General features: G+C 41.6%; 11 protein-coding genes and 1 pseudogene (2 of these 12 cut by a window edge). 9 read left to right on the forward strand and 3 right to left on the reverse strand.

What is annotated here, in order from left to right; translation table 11 throughout:
* The 6 genes from mnmA to LEP1GSC190_RS06305 all read left to right on the forward strand — a co-directional run.
* Positions 1-868 carry the 3' portion of a tRNA 2-thiouridine(34) synthase MnmA gene (mnmA, locus tag LEP1GSC190_RS06270; protein WP_086005250.1) on the forward strand. It extends 266 nt beyond the left edge of the window, so 868 of the gene's 1,134 nt are visible here — the last part of the coding sequence; the start codon falls outside the window, past its left edge; its stop codon occupies positions 866-868.
* Positions 869-884: 16 nt separating this feature from the next.
* Complete coding sequence (locus LEP1GSC190_RS06275; protein WP_002760654.1) at positions 885-3,167, forward strand: alpha-hydroxy-acid oxidizing protein; 2,283 nt, start codon at positions 885-887, stop codon at positions 3,165-3,167.
* Between the two features lie 108 nt (positions 3,168-3,275).
* On the forward strand, positions 3,276-4,367 hold the full coding sequence (locus LEP1GSC190_RS06280; protein WP_036034972.1) for a PilZ domain-containing protein: 1,092 nt from the start codon (positions 3,276-3,278) through the stop codon (positions 4,365-4,367).
* Between the two features lie 8 nt (positions 4,368-4,375).
* Positions 4,376-5,512: an RluA family pseudouridine synthase gene (locus LEP1GSC190_RS06285; RefSeq protein WP_002760781.1), complete on the forward strand. Its 1,137-nt coding sequence runs from the start codon at positions 4,376-4,378 to the stop codon at positions 5,510-5,512.
* Positions 5,509-6,945, forward strand: a complete 1,437-nt coding sequence (gene nhaC, locus LEP1GSC190_RS06290) for a Na+/H+ antiporter NhaC (RefSeq protein ID WP_002760634.1) — start codon at positions 5,509-5,511, stop codon at positions 6,943-6,945. Before LEP1GSC190_RS06285 ends, nhaC begins: the two co-directional genes overlap by 4 nt.
* An 804-nt stretch (positions 6,946-7,749) precedes the next feature.
* On the forward strand, positions 7,750-8,751 hold the full coding sequence (locus LEP1GSC190_RS06305) for an adhesin OmpL37 family surface protein (protein WP_004279949.1): 1,002 nt from the start codon (positions 7,750-7,752) through the stop codon (positions 8,749-8,751).
* Between the two features lie 116 nt (positions 8,752-8,867).
* On the opposite strand, the pseudogene tnpA reads toward LEP1GSC190_RS06305, so the two are convergent.
* Positions 8,868-9,137, reverse strand: a pseudogene (gene tnpA / locus LEP1GSC190_RS19740) (IS66 family insertion sequence element accessory protein TnpA); the annotation flags it as partial.
* Positions 9,138-9,470: 333 nt separating this feature from the next.
* The gene (locus LEP1GSC190_RS06310; RefSeq protein ID WP_202618075.1) at positions 9,471-13,238 is read right to left on the reverse strand and encodes an Ig-like domain-containing protein; all 3,768 of its coding nucleotides are present in this window, start codon (positions 13,236-13,238) and stop codon (positions 9,471-9,473) included.
* 431 nt (positions 13,239-13,669) lie between these two features.
* Between LEP1GSC190_RS06310 and omp85 the strand changes: the two genes are divergently transcribed.
* Positions 13,670-15,115, forward strand: coding sequence for an Omp85 family outer membrane protein (omp85, locus tag LEP1GSC190_RS06315; RefSeq protein ID WP_004280149.1), 1,446 nt, complete (start codon positions 13,670-13,672; stop codon positions 15,113-15,115).
* Between the two features lie 436 nt (positions 15,116-15,551).
* On the opposite strand, the gene LEP1GSC190_RS06325 is transcribed toward omp85, so the two are convergent.
* On the reverse strand, positions 15,552-16,058 hold the full coding sequence (locus tag LEP1GSC190_RS06325; RefSeq protein WP_002762166.1) for a GNAT family N-acetyltransferase: 507 nt from the start codon (positions 16,056-16,058) through the stop codon (positions 15,552-15,554).
* Positions 16,059-16,434: 376 nt separating this feature from the next.
* Here LEP1GSC190_RS06325 and LEP1GSC190_RS06330 point away from each other — a divergent pair, with 376 nt between their 5' ends.
* Positions 16,435-18,723, forward strand: coding sequence for a patatin-like phospholipase family protein (locus tag LEP1GSC190_RS06330; protein ID WP_004280840.1), 2,289 nt, complete (start codon positions 16,435-16,437; stop codon positions 18,721-18,723).
* Between the two features lie 67 nt (positions 18,724-18,790).
* Positions 18,791-20,000, forward strand: the 5' end (the start) of a protein-coding gene (locus LEP1GSC190_RS06335) for a PAS domain-containing sensor histidine kinase (RefSeq protein ID WP_004280722.1). Its footprint extends 1,487 nt past the window's final position; the window shows 1,210 of its 2,697 coding nt (coding positions 1-1,210); its start codon is at positions 18,791-18,793; its stop codon lies beyond the right edge, outside the window.

The following is a 20,000-nucleotide window of genomic DNA, read 5'->3' on the forward strand; positions in this document are numbered from 1 at the left end:
TATCGACGACTACCGACATGGGAAAACTCCGAACCCATGTGTAGAGTGTAATACTTTCGTGAAATTCGGAGCGCTTTTTGAAAAAGCAAAGGCTCTCGGAATCGACAAGATCGCCACCGGTCATTACGCTAGGATTGTGCGTAACGGAGAACGTTATGCGATCGCAAATGGGATCGATGTCGGGAAAAATCAGGCTTATTATTTATACGGGCTTTCTCAAGAGAATCTCAAAAATGTAACTTTCCCTCTCGGAGGAATGACAAAACCGGAGGTCAGAGAGATTGCAAGGAGAATGGGGCTTTCCGTTGCTAATAAAGCTGAGTCTCAAGAAATCTGTTTTATTCCTGAGAACGATTACAGAAAATTTTTAGAAAAGAAAAATGTGGAATTCACTCCCGGTTTTTTCAAACTCCGGGACGGCCGTATCATCGGAAAGCACAAAGGCCGGGAAAACTTCACGATCGGTCAAAGAAAAGGGCTCGGGATCGCTTGGAAAAATCCTCTCTATGTAATAGCGATCGAAGATGACGGATCCGTAATCTTAGGAGAAGAGAATGAAACTTACGCCGAATCCTTCTCGGTGATTGATGTAAATTATCAAGGTTTTGCACCACTTGGCGAAGGAGAATCGATTGAATGTAGGGTTCAGGTTCGTTACAGACATACTCCGATTCGTTGTAGAATCACGCAAGTGAACGAAGATCTTGTTGTAAATCCTCTGGAAGAAGTTCGTGGAGTGACTCCGGGACAATCCGCAGTGTTTTATCCGTTGGATTCCGATTATTTACTATTAGGTGGGATCATTCGCAAGGGAAGTATTATGATGCAGGTTGCCAAGAAGGAACCAGCAGTCGCTTTTCGAAGTTGAGCAAGGATTTTCTTTTTTGTCGCTGAGTCATAAAATCGCAGGGAAGACGATATTGATCGTGGGCGGGGGACTTCTACAAGTTCCAATTATCCAAACCGCGAGAATGATGAAGCTTACCACCGTAGTCGCGGACATGAACGGAGACGCTCCCGGAATGAAGATCTGCGATATTCCCATGGTAATGAGTACAAAGGATATTGAGGGAATGGTGCGAGAATCCAAAAAGCTTGCGACCAAGATCAAAATAGACGGAGTGATTACCGCCGGAACCGACGCGAGTATGACTGTGGCTGCTGTTGCAAATGCCCTTGATCTTCCCGGAATTCGTTACGTGGACGCGGAGGCCGCTTCCAATAAAGTGAAGATGCGCGAACGTCTGAAAAAAGCGGGGATTCCTCTTCCCGGCTTTGCACCTGTTTGGAGTTTTTCCGATACGAGAGAAGCATTAGAATTTTTGAAATTTCCTCTTGTAATGAAACCGGCGGATAATATGGGAGCGCGCGGCGTCATTAAGGTGGAAAATAGGGAGGAACTACAGGCTGCATTTAAACACGCGAAAAAATATTCTCCCACGGGAGAAATGATTCTCGAAGAATACATGCCTGGTCCTGAAGTTTCCGTGGATGCTCTCACTTGGAACGGGAACTTTGTGATCACCGGAATCGCGGATCGAATCATCGAAAGGGAACCTTTCTTTATCGAGATGGGACACAACATGCCTTCTGCTTTAAGTTCTTCCGTTTTGAAAGAAGTGGAAGATATAATGTTCCGAAGTATGAAGGCTCTCGGGATTACCATAGGTGCCGGAAAAGGGGATATCAAAGTTACTCCTGACGGAGTTAAAGTAGGAGAGATTGCCGCGAGATTGTCCGGTGGTTTTATGTCCGCGTTTACTTTTCCGCTTTCTTCCGGAATCAATCTAAACCGTGCGGCCATTCTGATTGCATTGGGGGAAGATCCGGATAATCTCACACCTACAGCGCAAAGAGTTTCGATCGAACGTTGTCTTTTGGCTCCAAGAGGAAAACTTCTTGCGATCGACGGAATCGAAGAGACTCGTAAGATCGAAGGAGTCAATGATTTGTTCTTCATGAATAAGATCGGAGATATCATTCATGAACCTACGAATAACATCGAAAAGACGGGACACGTTATCATCAGTGCCGATACGTTGGAGCAAGCCGAATCCGTTTTCGAAAAGGTAAAAAATACCATCCGATTTACCTGCGACGAACTTTATTCCGTGTCTGAAAAAGAAATCCAGCAAAACGCGAGACTACGTTTTGGAAAAGAAGTCTGTTGGGTTTGTAAGGTTTGTGACGGAACCGATTGCGCTTCTGGAGTCCCGGGTATGGGTGGTTTGGGAAAAATGCTCACGTTCCAAGACAATATCAATGCGTTGCGGGAGTATTCGATTCTTCCTAAATATATCCGGGAACATATTCAAGCTGTCGTTGAAACTAGTTTCCTAGGAAAGACGATTAAAACTCCTGTGATGGCTGCACCAATGACTGGAGCTGTTACGAATATGAATGGGGCCATGGACGAATTTACCTTTGCGGCCACCTTGCTCGAAGGATGCCGAACATCAGGTACCTTGGCGTGGTTAGGTGACGGTGCAAGTCCGGAAAAGTATTTAATCATGCTCGAAGCTGTTCGTAAAACGAAAGCGGATGCGATTCTGATCTGTAAACCGAGAGAAGACGAGGGACTTTTGGAAGAAAGATTTAGAGAATCGGAAAATTCGGGCCTCTTTGCGATCGGTATGGATGTGGACGCGGTCAACTTTAGGACGATGACGTTGAAAAATATTTCTTCGGTCACTCGGAATGTCTCCAAACTCGGAAAGATCCGTTCTCTTACAAAATTACCTTTTATCGTCAAAGGTATTATGACTCCGCAGGACGCTCAACTTGCGATCGATGCGGGTGCGGATTGTATCGTTGTATCTAATCATGGTGGAAGGGTTTTGGACGACATGCCGGGAACCGCCAGAGTTCTTCCCGGAATTAGAAAAGTGATAGGCGATCAAGTTCAGGTTGCAGTCGACGGGGGAGTGCGAAGTGGAATGGATGTTTTTAAGATGATCGCGCTCGGTGCGGATACTGTTCTTGTTGGAAGACCGATGGCAATTTTTGCGATCGGAGGAGGAGTTGCAGGGATTCGGTTTTTGATTTCCCAATATACGGAAAATCTTTTGCAATCAATGAACGTTACCGGAGTCGGAACGTTGAAAGAAATCGGAGTGGAACTTCTCTTTCGGAAAAAAATGGACGAAGAAAATTCCATATCTGAATAAGAAAATCGTTTTACTAACTTGGGATTTCCGGTTTAATATTCGAACCGCGGTACCGGGTTATAATTCCGGGTCCTGTTCGGATTGAAAATCATGGATCTCGGCCAAAGTATGGATAAGCTCATCAATGACCCGGAAGGGATTCACAAAATTCTGCAATCTCTTTTTACTCGACTTCCGGTAGTTATCCTCTCCGATAATCGCCCTCTTCCAGTAAGAGTAGTGGGTTTGAAAGATTCATTTCGAATTGTCGTAACACTTCCTCCTGGAATTCCTACTGAACAAAATCGTAAGTTGTTTCTGATCCATAATAATCATAGGTTTGCGGCCTTTTGTACGGTCGAACTTCATAATCCGGCGAACGGAGTCGAACTTCTGTTTACGAGCGCGATCCAGGTCACGATTGCACAGAGAACTGAGAAAAGGGTTCACGTAGATGCTTCTTCTGAATTTCAAATCACGCTTACAAATATCATCAATCAATACAAAGTCAGAAAGGCAATCGGATTTGCCGATAAAAAGATAGACGAGATCGTCAAAAAACACGCGAAACTCTTAAAAGAAACTTATCCTCTTTCCAATATCTTTTTTTCGGATAAGATGGATAACAGGTTGAGACTGATGTATAATTTCGATCAACCGATTTATATTTTAGATCGTTATGCTAAATCGGACGGAAGTGGTGGGTTCCAATTTCTTGCGTTTTCGGAATATCAAAAACTAATCGCCGTAAACAATCTGGAATCTGGAATCGTTTCCGAAATTTCGATTATGATTCGTTACAAAGGATATACTCCTCTCGGTTATGTTCAGATTCTTTCTGAAAGAGAACTGAATGTAAACGATTTCAATTCCGCTAATATTACAGCAAACGCTATTTCCAAAGAAATCATTGCTTCCGGTTTTTTCCAGGAATCCAAAGAAAAATGTAATGTAGACAATATCTCCATGCAAGGGGTCGGTTTTTTTCATCATCAGTCCATTTTTTTTTCCAGGAGCTTCGCAGTGGGAGAAACAATCCTGTTCGATATCAGTTTTTCCCCTGAAAGTAAGGGAACGTTTCGCGCCGTGATCCGAAATATCACCAACACGGATAAAATGTTCCGAATCGGTTGTGAATTTTTTAACTTGAACGAAAGGGAAGAAAATATGATTCAAACCTATATCGATTCTAAAGATAGTTCCAAGGAAAACCAAAGCTGAGTGTCGTTTTGATCAATCGTTCTGTTTCATCTTTGGAGCAATTCCAGATTTTTATTTCCAAAGAGGAAGTGGGAATCAGGCTCGATTATTTCCTTTCCAAAAAGTTCACATATCATTCGAGAACCGTTTGGCAAAAGGAAATCAACGAAGGGAAAATTTCGGTTTCCGGTAAAAAAGTAAAATCAGGAATTCTTCTCAGAGAGGGTGATAACGTCGTTTATCAACCGATTGAAAGGGAAGAGCCGCCTGTTCGAAGGGATTACAAGATACTTTATGAAGATGAGTTTTTTGTGGCGGTAAATAAACCGGGGGATCTGCCAGTTCATCCCGCTGGAAAATATCGAAAAGGAAATTTACTTACACTTCTTAAGGAGTCTGGGAAGTTCGAAAATTTATTTACGGTTCATCGTTTAGATAGGGAAACTTCGGGAGTGGTTTTATTTGCAAAGGATTCCAAGACAGCTTCTCTTTTATCAGGGTTTTTTAGTTCGGGAAAAATTCAAAAATACTATATTACGAAAGTATATGGCGATTTTCCGAGAAGGAAAATCGCGTACGGCGTCTTAAAACCGGATGTTTCCTCTAGAATACGAAAAAAAAGGAAATTTGTCCTTTTAAAATCTAATTTTTTAAAACGAAATAAAAAATATTTCCTAGAAAATCCTTCTTCATCCGAAGAGGGAGAAATTTGTCTTACAATCTTTCAAAAAATTGAATCTGATTTTATTAAGACCCAGTTTCAAGAAATTGAATCGGATGTCGGGGAATTGAAAGTTCAATCTCGGAAGAAAAAATTGAATTTTGAAAGGTCACAAACTCAAAACGAAAAAACCGAGGAATCGAAAATTCGATCGATTCATCCGAAGCACGAGTTCTATTCTTTTGTATTATGCAAGCCGATCACGGGACGTATGCATCAGATTCGGGCCGTACTTTACGGTTTAGGCTTTCCTGTTTGGGGAGATAAACTTTACGGAAAGGACGAGGAAGTTTTTCTAGAGTTCATCGAAGGAAAAAATCCGGATCTTACGAAAAGATTGGGAATGGAAAGACAGGCATTACACGCATACTCAATCCGTTTCAATCATCCGATCACAAACCGGAAAATGAGAATTGTAGCCTCTGTTCCAAAGGATTTTTGGTGAAAACGACGGAGTCGGAACCCGGGTTATTTGAGTCTTTCATTCCGGTAATTGTTCTCGTGATGGGGCTCGGTTACGCGGGAGTTGTATTTGGTAACGGAACCGTAGATGGACCTGCACAGATGCTTTTGATTCTTTCGGGAACGGTCGCCAGTTTACTTGGAATTCGTCTCGGAGTGAAATGGGAATTTTTAGAAGAACGAATCTTAGAATCTTTGAAGAACGTTTTAAAACCAGTACTCATTCTTTTATTGATCGGCTCCTTGATAGGAGTCTGGGTCTGGTCTGGAATTGTTCCGTCCATGATCGTATGGGGATTGAAACTTCTTAAACCTTCTCTCTTTTTAATAACCGCCTGTCTTTTATCTTCTGTTGTCTCCTTGATTACTGGAAGTTCTTGGTCCACAGTTGGAACTGTTGGAGTCGCTCTCATGGGAATCGGTACCACGTTAGGAGTTTCCCCCGGAATTGCGGCGGGTGCAGTTGTATCCGGTGCCTACTTCGGTGATAAACTTTCTCCGTTTTCGGAGACTACCAACCTTGCGTCTTCGATAGCCGGAACACCGCTTTTTACGCATATTCAGCATATGTTATATACTACTTTGCCCGCTTTTTGCATTGCAATCGTATTTTTCACTTGGATGGGCTTTGATTATTCCGGATCGGAAAGTGGGGATCAGAAGGTAAACGAGGTAATTCATTTACTTGAAAGATCGTTTCGAATTCATCCGGTTTTGTTGTTTCCTCCCGTTTTGACATTCGTATTAATTTATTTTAAAGTTCCTGCAATTCCTTCCATTCTCGCAGGAATTCTATCAGGGATTTTGTCCGGAATTTTTCTGCAGCATTCCGACTTGGATTTCCAAGAAGTTTACAGACAGGTTTTAAACGCGGCTTCCAAAGGGAACATGGCGAAGACCGGAAATCTCCTTACGGATGCGCTACTTACCAAAGGGGGTATGGCTTCCATGCTTCCCACGGTTTGGTTAATTTTTTCTGCGATGTTTTTTGCGGGCGCGATGGAAGGAGCCGGATTGATCCAGGAAATCACTAAAGGAATATTAAGATATGCGAATACAGATCGATCTCTTTTGATAGGGACGATACTTACGAGTATCTCCGCGAACCTACTATCTTCGGACCAATATCTTTCGATTTTGGTTCCAGGTAAAATGTTTAAGAAGTCTTATGAGGAACGAGGTCTTGATTCTAAAAATCTTTCAAGAGCGTTGGAAGATTCCGGTACAATGACTTCCGCTTTGGTGCCTTGGAACACCTGTGGTTCTTTTATGGCGGCTGCACTCGGAGTTCCGGTAGTCGTATTTCTTCCTTACGCGGTTTTGAATCTAAGCAGTCCTTTTATCTCTCTGATTTGTGCTTGGACCGGATGGACGATCCGTAAAAGAAATGGCGGTCCTGTGTCCCGGATAACGTAGGTTAAGAGTTTGTTTTAACAGCTGAGATGTGGGAATTTAATGACGAAAAAGACTGTTTGAAAATCCATTAAGCTAACGTGAAATCAATGTAAAAAAGTTGGTAAATCAGGATCTTGGCGGCACGGACGGGTTTACCGCAACTCAGTATTTTTCCTTGTCGACCGTTTCGATATTTGTGTGGTGGAGATTTCAGTCTTTCGGAAAGATCATCTCTTACGGTATCTGATTCGTAATTGAGAATTGGATAATCTTTTGGATTGCGAATTTTTTTCGAATCGAAAATGAATAATGGGAAATACGAATTCAAGTGCCAAAATGATCCGGGGACTCTCTGAGTGTGATGAACAAAGTCAAAAATGAGTCGATTTCAGTCGTTTCGATTAAGGAAAAGTTTTCGAAGCCAAGAATTCATTTTCGGAAATAACGACACGAGTAAGATCCGATGAAGGCTCAACTGAGCAGAGAAAAAATTCGTACTTACTAAAGCTGTAAAGGAGGTTCGGTTCTCGCGGTAGGTTTTGGAAGAGAGATTTGTGTTGGTTTGCATGGAATTTCTTCCTGTCGAGCGATCGTTGGAGAGCGAGACAAGCAAAAGCAGCGGAGCTAAGCGTTGGTTTCCAACGGAGTTGGAATGAGCGATCGTTTCCACGAATCTAAAGGCGATAAAAACTATTTAAACGCGAACTCAGGTAAAGTAGATGAAAACGGATAGGTTGAAGGAAATTCCACTGAAAGGGGATCGTTTTTTACGAATTTTTCCTCGAAAAAAAGATGGAAGGCCGATATTGGAAAATAGAGAACGCCATGGTTTCCAGAATTCAAACAATACTGATCGTAATTATCCTCACTTCCGGACAACTGCTTTGGGCCGTATCACCGGATCAGATTAACCTCGGGATTCTGATTGGGGAGAATAAGACCAATCTTAAATTCATCAATATATGTGTAAGCAACCTTGCTCCTATTTTGGATGCCGCGGGGACTTCGAATAAAAATCCGCCTAATAATACTAAGGCGGAAGCAGGTGTCTCAGTTACGCCCGATGTTCCCGGAAAGGAAGAACTTTATAAGAAATTGGGGGCACTTCCTTTTTACACAAGTTTGAAAAAAGCGAATCAATCCGATTTTAACGGAAACATGCTTTATTTTAAGAGTAATTACAGTCTTTCCTTTAAAAATCTCCGAACGGCCCAAGGGGAGATGAAAGACCTTTATCAGTCGACTCATGAACAATATTTACAAAATTCCAGAATACTTTTGGAATATGCCTCTCCTTTGATCGTAAGGAGTAACGATAAGATTGCACAGCATTTATTGCGTCTTGGTTTTCGAGATCTGAAGAATTCTGAAGATCATTTTACGATCGCATACAATTCTTCTCCTTATCAATTCCGATATAAACTACTTTTGCACGGGGAAGGAATCAAAATTGCGAGAAGGGCGAGAAAGTTCGCGCTTCTCGCAATGATTGCGTCCAAAACTCCCACGGAAGACAAACCTGAATATCAGTTCGTGAATCTGGACGATATCAGAGCAGCAGTTGAAAAAGAAAATATTTCCGATTACGAAAAGATCAGAAATACTTTGATCAATTACGTAGACAACGATTTGCTTCAAAGAAAAATCGTACCTCCCGGAGAAGCCAAGGATAAACCGATTGATATTCTTGAAATACACGACGACAATTATGGCATTATCACTTCGGGAAGAATTTCTCTGATGGACCTAAGTAACGAAGAGATACGAACCGACAACATGATTCAAAAGGAAACTTTGCCTCCGATTCCGACAAAGACCCAAAATTAAATGTATTTTAAAAAGTTCGATTCTTTCCGGAAAATCGTTCTGGAATGGGAAGAGTCGTTGTTTTTTAGAAAGGGTATTAACCCAAGTGATTGTGGATTTTCTTTTGCCAGGATTAAGCTCCATTGGCTCAAATTAATTCCAAGGTTCAATTGAATATGGACCTTCCATGAGCTGTCTATCTTCAGGGTCAAAAATTCAGAAGTCGATATAGGGTTGGATTCCGGCTATCTCAACAAATTCCGATTTCGAAGTCCTGTTCCACCTTTCCCAGTGATATCGAAATGTCGTATATTTGATTCCACGTTTCTTGCAGTAGGCTGGCTGCGATGTCCGCTTCTCGCTAATTCTTGAAATTCGAATACCCAGTCGATTTCTGTTTTGCTCATTCACTTAATTTACACGTTTAAACAAAAAATGAAAAGGTGTCTTCGTTAGGTGCTTACTAGCTTTCGAACACGTTTTATAATTGTTAAGGTTATTAGGCGTGTCTTGAGGGATTGCTCAGAAATATCTGAGAGTGATTGAAATCGGCATTTTAAGCAAAGATAAAGTATTTTTGAGATAGCTTCTATAAATGATTAAAATTCCAGGCGACTTGCTTAGGTTTTGGAAAAAAATCTAAACCCAATAATTTGGCTTTTGTATCAAAAGTCTGTTTCTACTTCGATCCAATTTCACTCCGGGAAAAGTTTCCCGGAGTGAAAACAAATTGTATCTCTTCAATAGAGAGCAGCTCCAAATTCGTTACTGAGAGATGTTTGCCCTCCGATTCCTCCTATCAGGAGAGAACCTGAAATAACAGAGGAGGCATTTAGATTACTAGGTGTAGGCATGCCAGCAATCGGGAGACCGGTATTTGCAAGATGATAAATACGAGTGTCGCCTGGAGTTGAGATGATAAGATCCGGAGAACCGTCTCCGTTGATATCACCAGTGGCAATGACTTTACCAGGTCCATTGATCATGGACACTACTCCGCCACCGTTTGTTATGTTATAAGTTTTGTCGGTAAAGTTTAAGGCGGCATTTAGCGGTAAAGCAGTGAGGAAAATGGCGGGGTTAGTGGCCGCCCCGATTATTATATCTGCGTTTCCATCCAAATCCAAATCTCTCGCTGTCAATTGAGAACCAATAACATCAGGTGCTCCCGTTGAACCAGTAATCATACGAGCTCCATTCCCTAAAGTATTGTCGCCTATACCTCCCACGCCAGAAGAAGTATAAAACTCAACTCTACCCGCGTTAGCGTTGTACAGAGGAGCCCCCGCGGCTAAATCAGCAAACCCACTGTTGTCGAAATCGGCAATTGCAATTGCGTAGCCCAGCATAGCACCGGCAGCAGGAGCAGCAGCAGCAGTATTAGTAATAGTATTGGGCGCTCCCAAATTTACACCGGTACCATAATAAATATAGATTCTGCCGTTATTGGCAAACACTCCACCATTATTACCTGGGGCACCTACTGCAATATCATCAAAATCTCCGCCATTTATATTTCCCACGGCAATAGTATAGCCAAATTGATCATTGTTGTTTGCCCCCACTTTAAAGTAATTACAGCTAGGAGGAGTAGTACAAGTACCCATTACTGCATTTACGGTTACGGTTGCGGTTGTGACTCCTGCTCCTCCTTGGGAATGAAATACGTAAATTCTACCCTTGGCAGCACTATAACCTGGTGCCCCCACGACTAAATCCGTATATCCGTCTCCGCTCATGTCTCCGGTTGCTAAGGAAGCGCCAAATTGCTCACCAGCCGTATTTCCCGTAAGAATGGTATTTGCAAACATATAGAAAGATGTGTTGATTCCTTGGGTTCCCGCCGAATGAAAAATATAAGCTTTGCCGTTTCCTGTGTTAGGTGCGCCTACCGCTACGTCTGCAAATCCGTCCCCATTGAAATCTCCAGAAGCTACGGTTTTTCCGAAAAAGTCTGCCTTGACTCCTACGATAGTACGACTAGCCGCTGTGGCATTGGCAATGGTAATCCCTGCCGTCCCGGAAGAATAGAATAGGTAAACAATCCCTTGTCCGTATTCTGAGGTCATCAAGTCTACGTATCCATCTCCGTTAATATCTTTGTTTGTCCCTTTTCGGACGGTAATTATTGCCGAGTCTGTAACATTGTTGGAAGTATCCGTTACGCGTACTTGGATTTGGTGTTGAGAGTTAGGTTTCCAAGTGTTTAAACCAGTAGGAAGTAGATATTTCCAGGATGTGGTTCCGGATACGTTTACATCCGTAAAAGCTAAGGAGTCGATCTTAACCTCGACTTTCGCAATTCCACGTGCATCGGCCGCAGTTCCGATCACAAATCCGGATTCTACGGTACTTTTGTCCCTTAAGTTTTGAATTGTAACAGTCGGTGGTGTATTATCCGGTGCGAGCCCTGTGGTAAAACTCCAATTGGATCCCGCCATTGTATTGCCTGCGATATCTTTCAGTCCTGCCGCTACTGTAACAGTGTATGTGGTGCTTGCATTGAGGCCTTGGAGCGGGCCCGGAGGATCATCCGGAGTAAAGGTTGCGGAACTTCCGGAACAAGTAGTTGTGCCGTTGATTCCGTTATTAACTGTCAAGTTTAAAGTAGAACAATTGATGGATTCGTTAAACGCTACGGTGATCGCCGCATTGGTTGGAATGCCGGTCGCACCTGATGACGGAGTAGAAAGAGAAATTTGAGGAGCAGTACTATCGGCAGCTATTCCTGTGGTAAAGCTCCAAGTATAATCTGCATTCATGGAATTTGCGAACGTATCCGTTACCGTATTTTTGATTTTTACATAGTATGGTGTACTGAATGCTAATGCTGCTGAACTAAAAGTGGCCGTATTTCCATTACAATTGATAATGATAGCGATAGGAGATCCAAAGGCTGCATCATCATCAAAGACGATACCGCCCCCGCCTCCAGTAATGGTCGCACAATCCATTGCCTCGCTAAAAGCAATACTTCCCCCGCTATTGGTAGGCACTCCTAATGCTCCATTACCGGGTGTTACAAGAACGACGTTGGGGCGAGTTATATCAGGACCTGATCCTGTGGTAAAGTTCCAGAGATTCAGAGGACCTACGGGAGGATTGAGTGCATTATTCGATGGATCCAAAGCACCAGCAGTGACCTCTACGGTGTATTGGGTATTCGCAGTGAGAGGGTTATCCGGCGTCCAAGTAGCGGAAGTTCCCAAACATTGTACAGTCCCGTTCAAATACGTACCCGGGGGAGCTAACGTTTCTTTCAATTTAAAAGAAGCGGTAGTTACGGAACCACAGTTCATAGGCTCGCTAAAGACTACCATAGGATTTATGTTGAGTCCTACCCCCGTTGCCAATGCGGTAGGAACTTTAGATGTAACCGTGGGAGCCGTAGTGTCCAGAACCGGAGCCGCTACGGTTGTAAACGTAGTGGGAACCGGAACCGGATTGAGTCCGTTATTTTGCAAATCCGTAACTGCGTTGGAAAAGATAACGGTATAAACTGTGTTTGTTGCTAAATTGGCTGCAGGAGTAAGAGTCGCCGTTGTACCGGTACAAGCTACGCCCACGTTTACCGTTCCGGGTAGGAGTGGATTATCATCCAGAACGATATTACCGGCAATGGTGGTACAATCGATCGGCTCACTAAAGGCAATGCTCACTGCACTGTTGATCGGGACGTTTAATGCATTCGGAGCAGGACTGATAAAAGAAACCGTCGGAGGAACCAGATCGGGCCCTGGCCCGGTTGTGAAATTCCAGTTATAACTATTTGCAAGTGTGTTGTTTGCAAGGTCTTTTGCAGTAGAAAATAAATCTACTCGATAAGCCGTATTGGATACTAAGGCTGCGGTTGGAGTAAAAGTGATGACGGAACCTACACAAGCAACATTTCCCGCTTCGTAAAAAGTAGTTACAGTGTTTTTTAAGGTCAGAGTTCCCGCATTGACGGAAGTGCAATCCATTGTTTCCGTAAGAGCCACTTGAACGGACGTATTATTGGGAACTAAAGTTGCATTGATGGCCGGAGTTCTTAGGGATAAATCGGGTGCAATCGCATCTACGATAGCACCGGTTGTAAAATTCCAAACATAATCTTCTGAAAGAGAGGACCCTTCCTCGGATTTTATACTTTTTGAAACTCGAACTGTATAAACTTTAGAGGCCGCTAAAGCGGAAGTTGGATTGAATAGAAGGGTTTTTTCCGTAGAAGTTAAACTTCCCGCGATAACTGCGTTTCCTTGAGTGAGTTGAACCGACTGGGATTGAATACTGGAAGAATCCAATTTTTGACTAAAGCCAACTTGGATGGAGGTATTGAGTGAAACACCGGTGACATTCGGTCCCGGAGAGATTTGAAAAACATTGAATGAGTTTGTATTGGGAATACGACTGCCGAAATCCAAATATGCAAGAAACGGAATACCCGAATTTCCATTTCCTTGAACGCAACCCAAACTCCCGAGCATAAAAATGGAAAAAGAAAAAAGAATTTTAACGGATATTTTCATGGCAAAGACCACCTATCACAAGCATTTGACTAAAATCGAGTTTGAGAGAATTTCAATTGGGTTCGAAGAAGCTTAAATTTTTCGCCTGAAATATGAGAAGAGATTAGCCTATTTCGGACTTAAATACTTGTTAGATTATAACTTGGTTTTAATTTTTGAATTGTAGTTGGCCCAAATTCAAATTTTTGTAGAATTTTATTCTTTTAATCGAGCTTGGGGACTGGTTTTATTTTGGGGTGAGTGATACTCTAATCGGAATAGAACTGTTTTTTAATGAAAAAAAAACGATATTTTGAGTTAAAAAAAGCTGGAATAAGAAAGTCTGAAGATCGTTTTCGTAAAGAAAAGGGGTAACCTATAGAAAATCCATTTTTGGAATGAAAATAAACCTATACAAAAAACTTTCTTAAAAGGGAAATTTTTGAATCATCATGCATCGCCTTTTTTATAGCTTTTGGATTTGGTTCGGTTTATGGATCATATCTGGTAATTTCTTACCGATTTTTGGAGAAGAATTGAGAAATTTGCCTGAAGCACGAATTCCTTTGGATGAAGGAAAAAAATTGGAACCGGGCGAACTTGCTGAGAAAAAAGAAGGTTGGTATGTGACAGCGGTTCCTCTTTTGAGTTCGGATCCTGTGAGAGGCCAGGGGGGAGGAATTCGTGCGAGTTTATTTTTCAACGGAAAAAAAACCGATTTGTACTATGAATACGAAGCGTATCGAAGCAAACTTACATTTCAATTGTTTCAAACCAACGAAGGGGTAAAAAATCACTTTATCCAGTTCGATTCTCCCTATATTTTAAATACCGCATTTCGATGGAAGAGTAGCCTTGGACTGGATTTCAATCCGAATTCTCAATATTTTGGAATTGGGGAATCTTCTCTTGAACCTCTTTCTTATCGTCCTAGAAGTCTTCCGGGAATCGGTCACGTAACCAATGCCAGTTTTGATGCTTATGAGGCATCTCAATCTTACATTCGTCCTTCTCGGACCGGGCCGGAAATGGTCAGCGATCAGGGATACAATCAGTATTTGTTTAACTCGACGACTTTCTTTAACAGCATCGATTACACTTTCTGGAAGGCTTGGAAATGGGTAATCGCAAACGAAATTTCAAGGAATATCATCGGTCATTCCGACGGAATTTGGAATCCGTCCAAGGATCCGTATTTAGCTGGTAGTATCTGGAGTACATCGGTTCCAAACGGTGAATCAAAGCTGACGGAAGACTATAAGGCCGGTAGAATTATAGGATATAACGGAGGAGAGATCATTTATTTCAGAGTGGGTATCGCCTACGATACTCGTGATTTCGAACCGGACCCGGACAGAGGTATATTAGTAGAGCTGAATATAGCAAACGTTTCGAAGCGCACCGGCTCTGATTTCGATTATAATAAGATTTTCTTTCAGACGAAATACTTTTATAAGATTTTGCCAGACGTTTTTGAAGAATTGGTATTTGCTACGAGGGGCGCACTCGGTTATACCTCTTTCGGAGCTCCTTTTTCAGAAGTGAGGTACATGTGGAGTTTGGACGGCTCTATGACGGGTATCGGAGGACTTCAGACAATGCGCGGTTATCGTCAAGATCGTTTTGTCGCTCCCGTGGTAGGCTTCGGAAGTGCGGAGCTTCGCTGGAGGTTTGCTACATTCAAAATCTCTGATGAACTTTTTACTTTTAGTTTTGTTCCGTTTTACGATTTAGGCCGCGTTTGGGATTCCGAAAAAAGAATCAATTTTCAAGGGTATAAGCATTCTTGGGGAGGCGGTCTTCGGATCATTTGGAATCAGGCGACGGTGATTTTGATTGACCTTGCAAAGTCGAAAGAAGATACTCAGATGTTTGTGGATTTTAGTCACGCCTTTTGATAGAGACCATTTTTTCCCTTTTGAAAAACCTGACAAAATACTCGCTCAACGTATCCACTTGTTTCGAATAAGCAACTCTGAGTCGATCTTTAGGAAACAATTTTTTTCTATTAATTTCGTATAACGTGGAAATGAAATTGGAAAGTCTATGAATTAAGAATACGTGAGTTCGGTATAACCAATGCGAAAACGATTTTTGTAAAGATATAGAAGTCTCACAAAATTGCGCCGAACCCGGAATTGTCGGCTTTTTTTGAAGAGGAATTCTATCTTTTGAAACAAATTTAGAATCCGTCTTAAAAACCGTCTTCTGTGGAAGCCGCGACAACTGTCATCAGGTGCGCCAAGGAAAGCTTGGAAAATCCCGTGGGTGGTTACGGTTTTCTAACGGACTTTATTTTTGTTAAGTTTTCGTGGAAGTTTCTGCATTTTTAGATTACAGATCCTTAACCGATTTCCTAAAACGAATATAAAAAGGATGATAACCCATCGCCTTCCAGAACGAAACTGCGTTTTCGTTCTCAACAATCGCTCTCAGTTCTATACTCTGGAACGACTGATCTTTTGCCCAGGATTCGCAAGCAAGTACTAGAGGTTTCATGTATCCCGCTTTTTGTTTTCCACGTTTGGTGACGGCCAGGTCGATGAAAAGTATTTTCTGTTCTTCAAGATAAGGTTTGTCTTCGGTTCTGGCAATTAGAAGGGATACGAGTTCTTCTCCCAAAAAACCCCCAAGAAGCAGTACCTTTCCTGTGCCTCTCAGTTTTAGATAAACGTCAATTATCTTGGTTCCTGCACGGGGACGAATTTTGAATACTCCGTCTAATGTGAGAGAGTTCACGAGACGAAAGAATTGATTTACAAGTTCGATTGCCGCTTCTCTGTGTTCCGGAAGTAGATTGGCGATTTGAAATTTTCCTGAGTTCGTTTTGGATTTTGGCATTATTGAATTCGGTCGATTTCGGATTTAAGAGTAGGAATAATTTTCTAAGAATTCACGAAGTTCGTATATTTGCATCCAATATTTTACGTTTTAGTGCTGGTTCTTTGGAATGATTTGTCCTTGCCCTTTGTATTCCATGCAGTACTATCTTGAAAATTCTTCTTAGAACATTATAACTTTCTGAGATAGGTTTGATTCGAAAGGTTATTTGGTTTTGAAGATCGTTTGGCTTGAATTCTAAGAATTGTAGCCGTCCTATGCATAGGTTTATCGCGAGAAAAGCGGATTCGATTCGGAATTGTCGTTGTTTAAAGAGTATGGATGATCGTGTCATCTTTTACAGCTCAAAATTTTACGGAAAAACGTCTATTAGAATATGGATTTTCCCCATTCCAAGAAAAAATTTCTGAAACTATTACGGTATTTTCGTTCAAAAACATCTTCCGCATTTCCAGGATGGAAAAGTTCTAAAGAAGAGGGGATCGTAGCAAAATGTCTGAACCTAACTCAATGGAATGCGAATGTTCCATCTCCTCATACGCCTCCCGGTTCTTTGTGTTTGGTTCTCTCCGGAAAAATCGAAGAAACCCTTTTGGATTCGGAGAAAAAGGATTTAATCCTCAGAGAATTATTTACCGGGGATTATTTTTTGTTTCAACCGGATAAAATTTTACATTCCGGAATATCTGAAATTCTTTATATACTTCCGCGCGATTTGTCTCGAATTGTTTCTAAACTTCCGGGTTGGAAAAAGTGGATCGAGGATTTAAATAAGGAAAATCATCTTTTTCACGTATCAAAATTAAGACCTTCTAAAAAGGAACTGATGTCCTTTTTGTCCTCAGTGGAACTTTTGTTTCATCTGAGCAAGGCCACTCTTTCCAATTTGGAATCCAGAATGGAATGGCTTGTGATTCCTGGTGGGAAAATCCTTCTCAAGCAAGGAGGCATTGGCGATTCGATGTACATTCTCGTTTCTGGTCGTTTGTCCTGGACCGTTCGCTCCAAGAACGAGGAAATACTCGCGCAAGGGGAACTCGGTAAAGGGGATATTATCGGTGAAATGTCCCTACTCAGCGGAGACAAAAGATCGGCGACTGTAGTTGCTTTGAGGACCAGTCAAGTCGTCCGGATTTCAAGAGAGGACTTTCGTATGAGTTTTGCAAATTCTCCGGAAGCTCTTTTTCAAATTACAGGAACCATTGTACATCGATTGAGTACAGAGAGAAATCAGTCCTATCGAAAAGCGAATTCCGTCAGAACCGTTTCTGTTTTTCCGCTAAATTCGATCGGAAGTTCGGAGGATTTTTTTTATTCTCTTCAAAACGGTCTCAAAAATTTCGGAAAATCTATATTAGTAGATTATAATGTATTTATAAAAAAGATCGGTTTGAGGGAACCCAATAAGAATTCGGAAAAAACGAACGTGTATCGAATCAGAGATCTCGTGAATTGGTTTTATGATCTTGAAAAAAATTATGATAAGCTCATATTCAAGACCGACATACACAATCCGGGTTGGAGAGAAACCTGTTTTCGTCAGTCGGATCGAATTCTCGTTTTGATCGATCCGAGCAAACCGATTGTTCTGGATTACGAGGAAGTAAATTCCATGTTACCCGAAGAAATTCAGAAGGAACTCGTGTTCTTGATCGATTTTGCCTTTACCGATTGGAAGAAGATAGAATTAATTCTACAAAAATTCCCTTCTATTTCTCATTCAATTGTACGAAGAGATGTAAATGCGGATTTCGGTAGATTGTCTAGAAGACTTACCGGTAAAAGTATTGGAGTTGCGCTTTCTGGCGGTGGTGCAAAAGGATTTGCTCATTTAGGACTTTTGAAATGTTTCGAAGAGAACGATATTCCAGTGGATATGATTTCGGGTACAAGTGCGGGGGCGATTATGGGAGGACTGTTTGCGATGGGACTCGGTTCGTCCGATATTCTTCCTTTGATCCGAAACTTTTGGTTGGATCGAAATATTCTTGGAGATTTTACGTTTCCCTTCGTTTCTCTTGTAAGGGGAAAACGGTATTCGAATGCGATTCACGAATTTTTCAAAGATAGAAATATAGAAACTCTTCCGATTCCTTTTTACGCGATTGCTTGTAACTTAACGAAGGCTGAAAGAAAAGTTTTTGACAGAGGTTTGTTGTGGAAGGCGGTAAGGTCCAGCACTTCCATTCCGGGAATTTTTCCTCCTTTTTCCGAAAACGGAGAATTGTACGTGGATGGAGGTTTACTAGATAATCTTCCTGGTTCCATTTTGAAAGAAAGAGGGGCCGGGATTTTGATCTCAGTAGATTTGGGCGGAGGAGGTCAGATCGATAAGGATTGGATGTATCATAATTTACTCGGGCCTCAGTATTTAGGAGAGGCTCCTTCCTTTTTTAATCTATTGTTTCATCATTTAAAACGGAAGAGTTTAAAAACGAAGTATACCGGATTTGCCGAAATTATGATGCGTTCCTTGATGTTGTCTAGCAAGAATAACCAGAATCGGACCCGGGACAGTTCCGACCTTTACATCGAACTTCCCGTAGGCGGGTATTCCACCTTCGATTGGGATCAGTTTCAAAGATTATACGAAATCGGATACGAGGCAGGTAGAAAAAAAGTCCATATCTGGAAAAACGAAATTAAGAAAAAACTAAATTCGTAAATTCTCATTTTTTAATTGAAATCTTCTGCGTGAAGAAATTAGAATTGTTTTTTCTTTAGCGATTGTCATGCAACCCTCAGACATCCAATTCTTGGAAGAATTCTCTTCGGAGTTTGCTTCCTTTCAAGATCAGATCTGTATACTTGAAGAGCGTCCTTCTGGAAAAGTTCTCTTATCGAACAAGTGCGTTCGTTTTTGGGGATTTAAAGGATTCAATCAGGAGCCAGATACGTTTCCTTCCTTTTTATTTCATCTTCATGGAAAGATTCGGAACTACGCGGATTTTACCGAAAAAATTCTTTTAAAACACATGCAAGATTCGGAATACTTCGATACACTTTTTACTGAAAGATACATTTTGCGCTTTTTTTGGAAAACGGTTTTGAATAAAGAGGAGTCGACGTATCGTATTTATACATTCGAAGTTTTGGCGCAAGAAGGGGATTGTGGGAATTTTTCTTTGAAAAGTCCTGTCGTGGAATCTATTTTTTACAAACTCCCGGAACCGGCGTTTTTATTCGATCCGTCCACTTTACGTTTTCTTGCTGTAAACGACGCCGCGATCTATCTTTACGGGTTCTCCAGGGAAGAATTTGCCGATATGAATCTTTTGGAAATTCGTCCCGAAGAGGATCGCACCGATATGGAAACCGTGATCCAAAATTTCGCCAAGGAGACTGGAATTCGTTCTAGAGGAGTTTGGAGACATTGGAGGAAGGACAAAAAATTTCTTTACGTAAAGATCACCACAAACCGGATTTCTCTTGGAGATTCTTTCGCGGTTTTGACGATTTTGACGAACGTTTCCGAGACGATAGAAACTTCTTATGCTTTAAGACAAGTTCGTGCGGAGAAACAATCTATCATCGAAAGCATGTCAGATCGGTATTTTGCGCTTTCCAGGGACTGGAGATTTATCTCGGCGAACCGGCAATCTCTTATTACATTAGGAAAGCCTAAAGAAGAATTAATAGGAAAGAATATCTGGGGTCTGTATCCGGGATCTTCGGTTCGATTTTTTCGGGACAAATTCGAATTTGCTGTCCGAACTCAAAAACCAATTACTTTCGAATATAAGATAGTAGAGACTGGAAACGTGATGGAATTCAGGGTTTTTCCTTTTGAGGAAGGAGTCTCTGTGTTTTTTCAGGATATTACGGAAAAAAGGAAAAGAGATTCCGAACAGAATATTCTCAAAGAAATCGCTTTAAAAATCCCGAAGGCGTCGAGTGTGAAAGAATCTTTCGAGATTCTTTTTGAGACGATTTGTAAGGGAA

It is taken from the genome of Leptospira mayottensis 200901116 (genome assembly GCF_000306675.2).
GTDB classification, from domain to species: domain Bacteria; phylum Spirochaetota; class Leptospiria; order Leptospirales; family Leptospiraceae; genus Leptospira; species Leptospira mayottensis.

Coding starts and splice junctions, on each gene's coding strand:
- LEP1GSC190_RS06280 (WP_036034972.1), top strand. CDS start 3,276: ATGGATAAGCTCATCAATGACCCGGAAGGGATTCACAAAATTCTGCAA.
- LEP1GSC190_RS06325 (WP_002762166.1), bottom strand. CDS start 16,058: ATGCCAAAATCCAAAACGAACTCAGGAAAATTTCAAATCGCCAATCTA.
- LEP1GSC190_RS06330 (WP_004280840.1), top strand. CDS start 16,435: ATGGATTTTCCCCATTCCAAGAAAAAATTTCTGAAACTATTACGGTAT.
- LEP1GSC190_RS06305 (WP_004279949.1), top strand. CDS start 7,750: ATGGTTTCCAGAATTCAAACAATACTGATCGTAATTATCCTCACTTCC.
- LEP1GSC190_RS06310 (WP_202618075.1), bottom strand. CDS start 13,238: ATGAAAATATCCGTTAAAATTCTTTTTTCTTTTTCCATTTTTATGCTC.
- omp85 (WP_004280149.1), top strand. CDS start 13,670: ATGCATCGCCTTTTTTATAGCTTTTGGATTTGGTTCGGTTTATGGATC.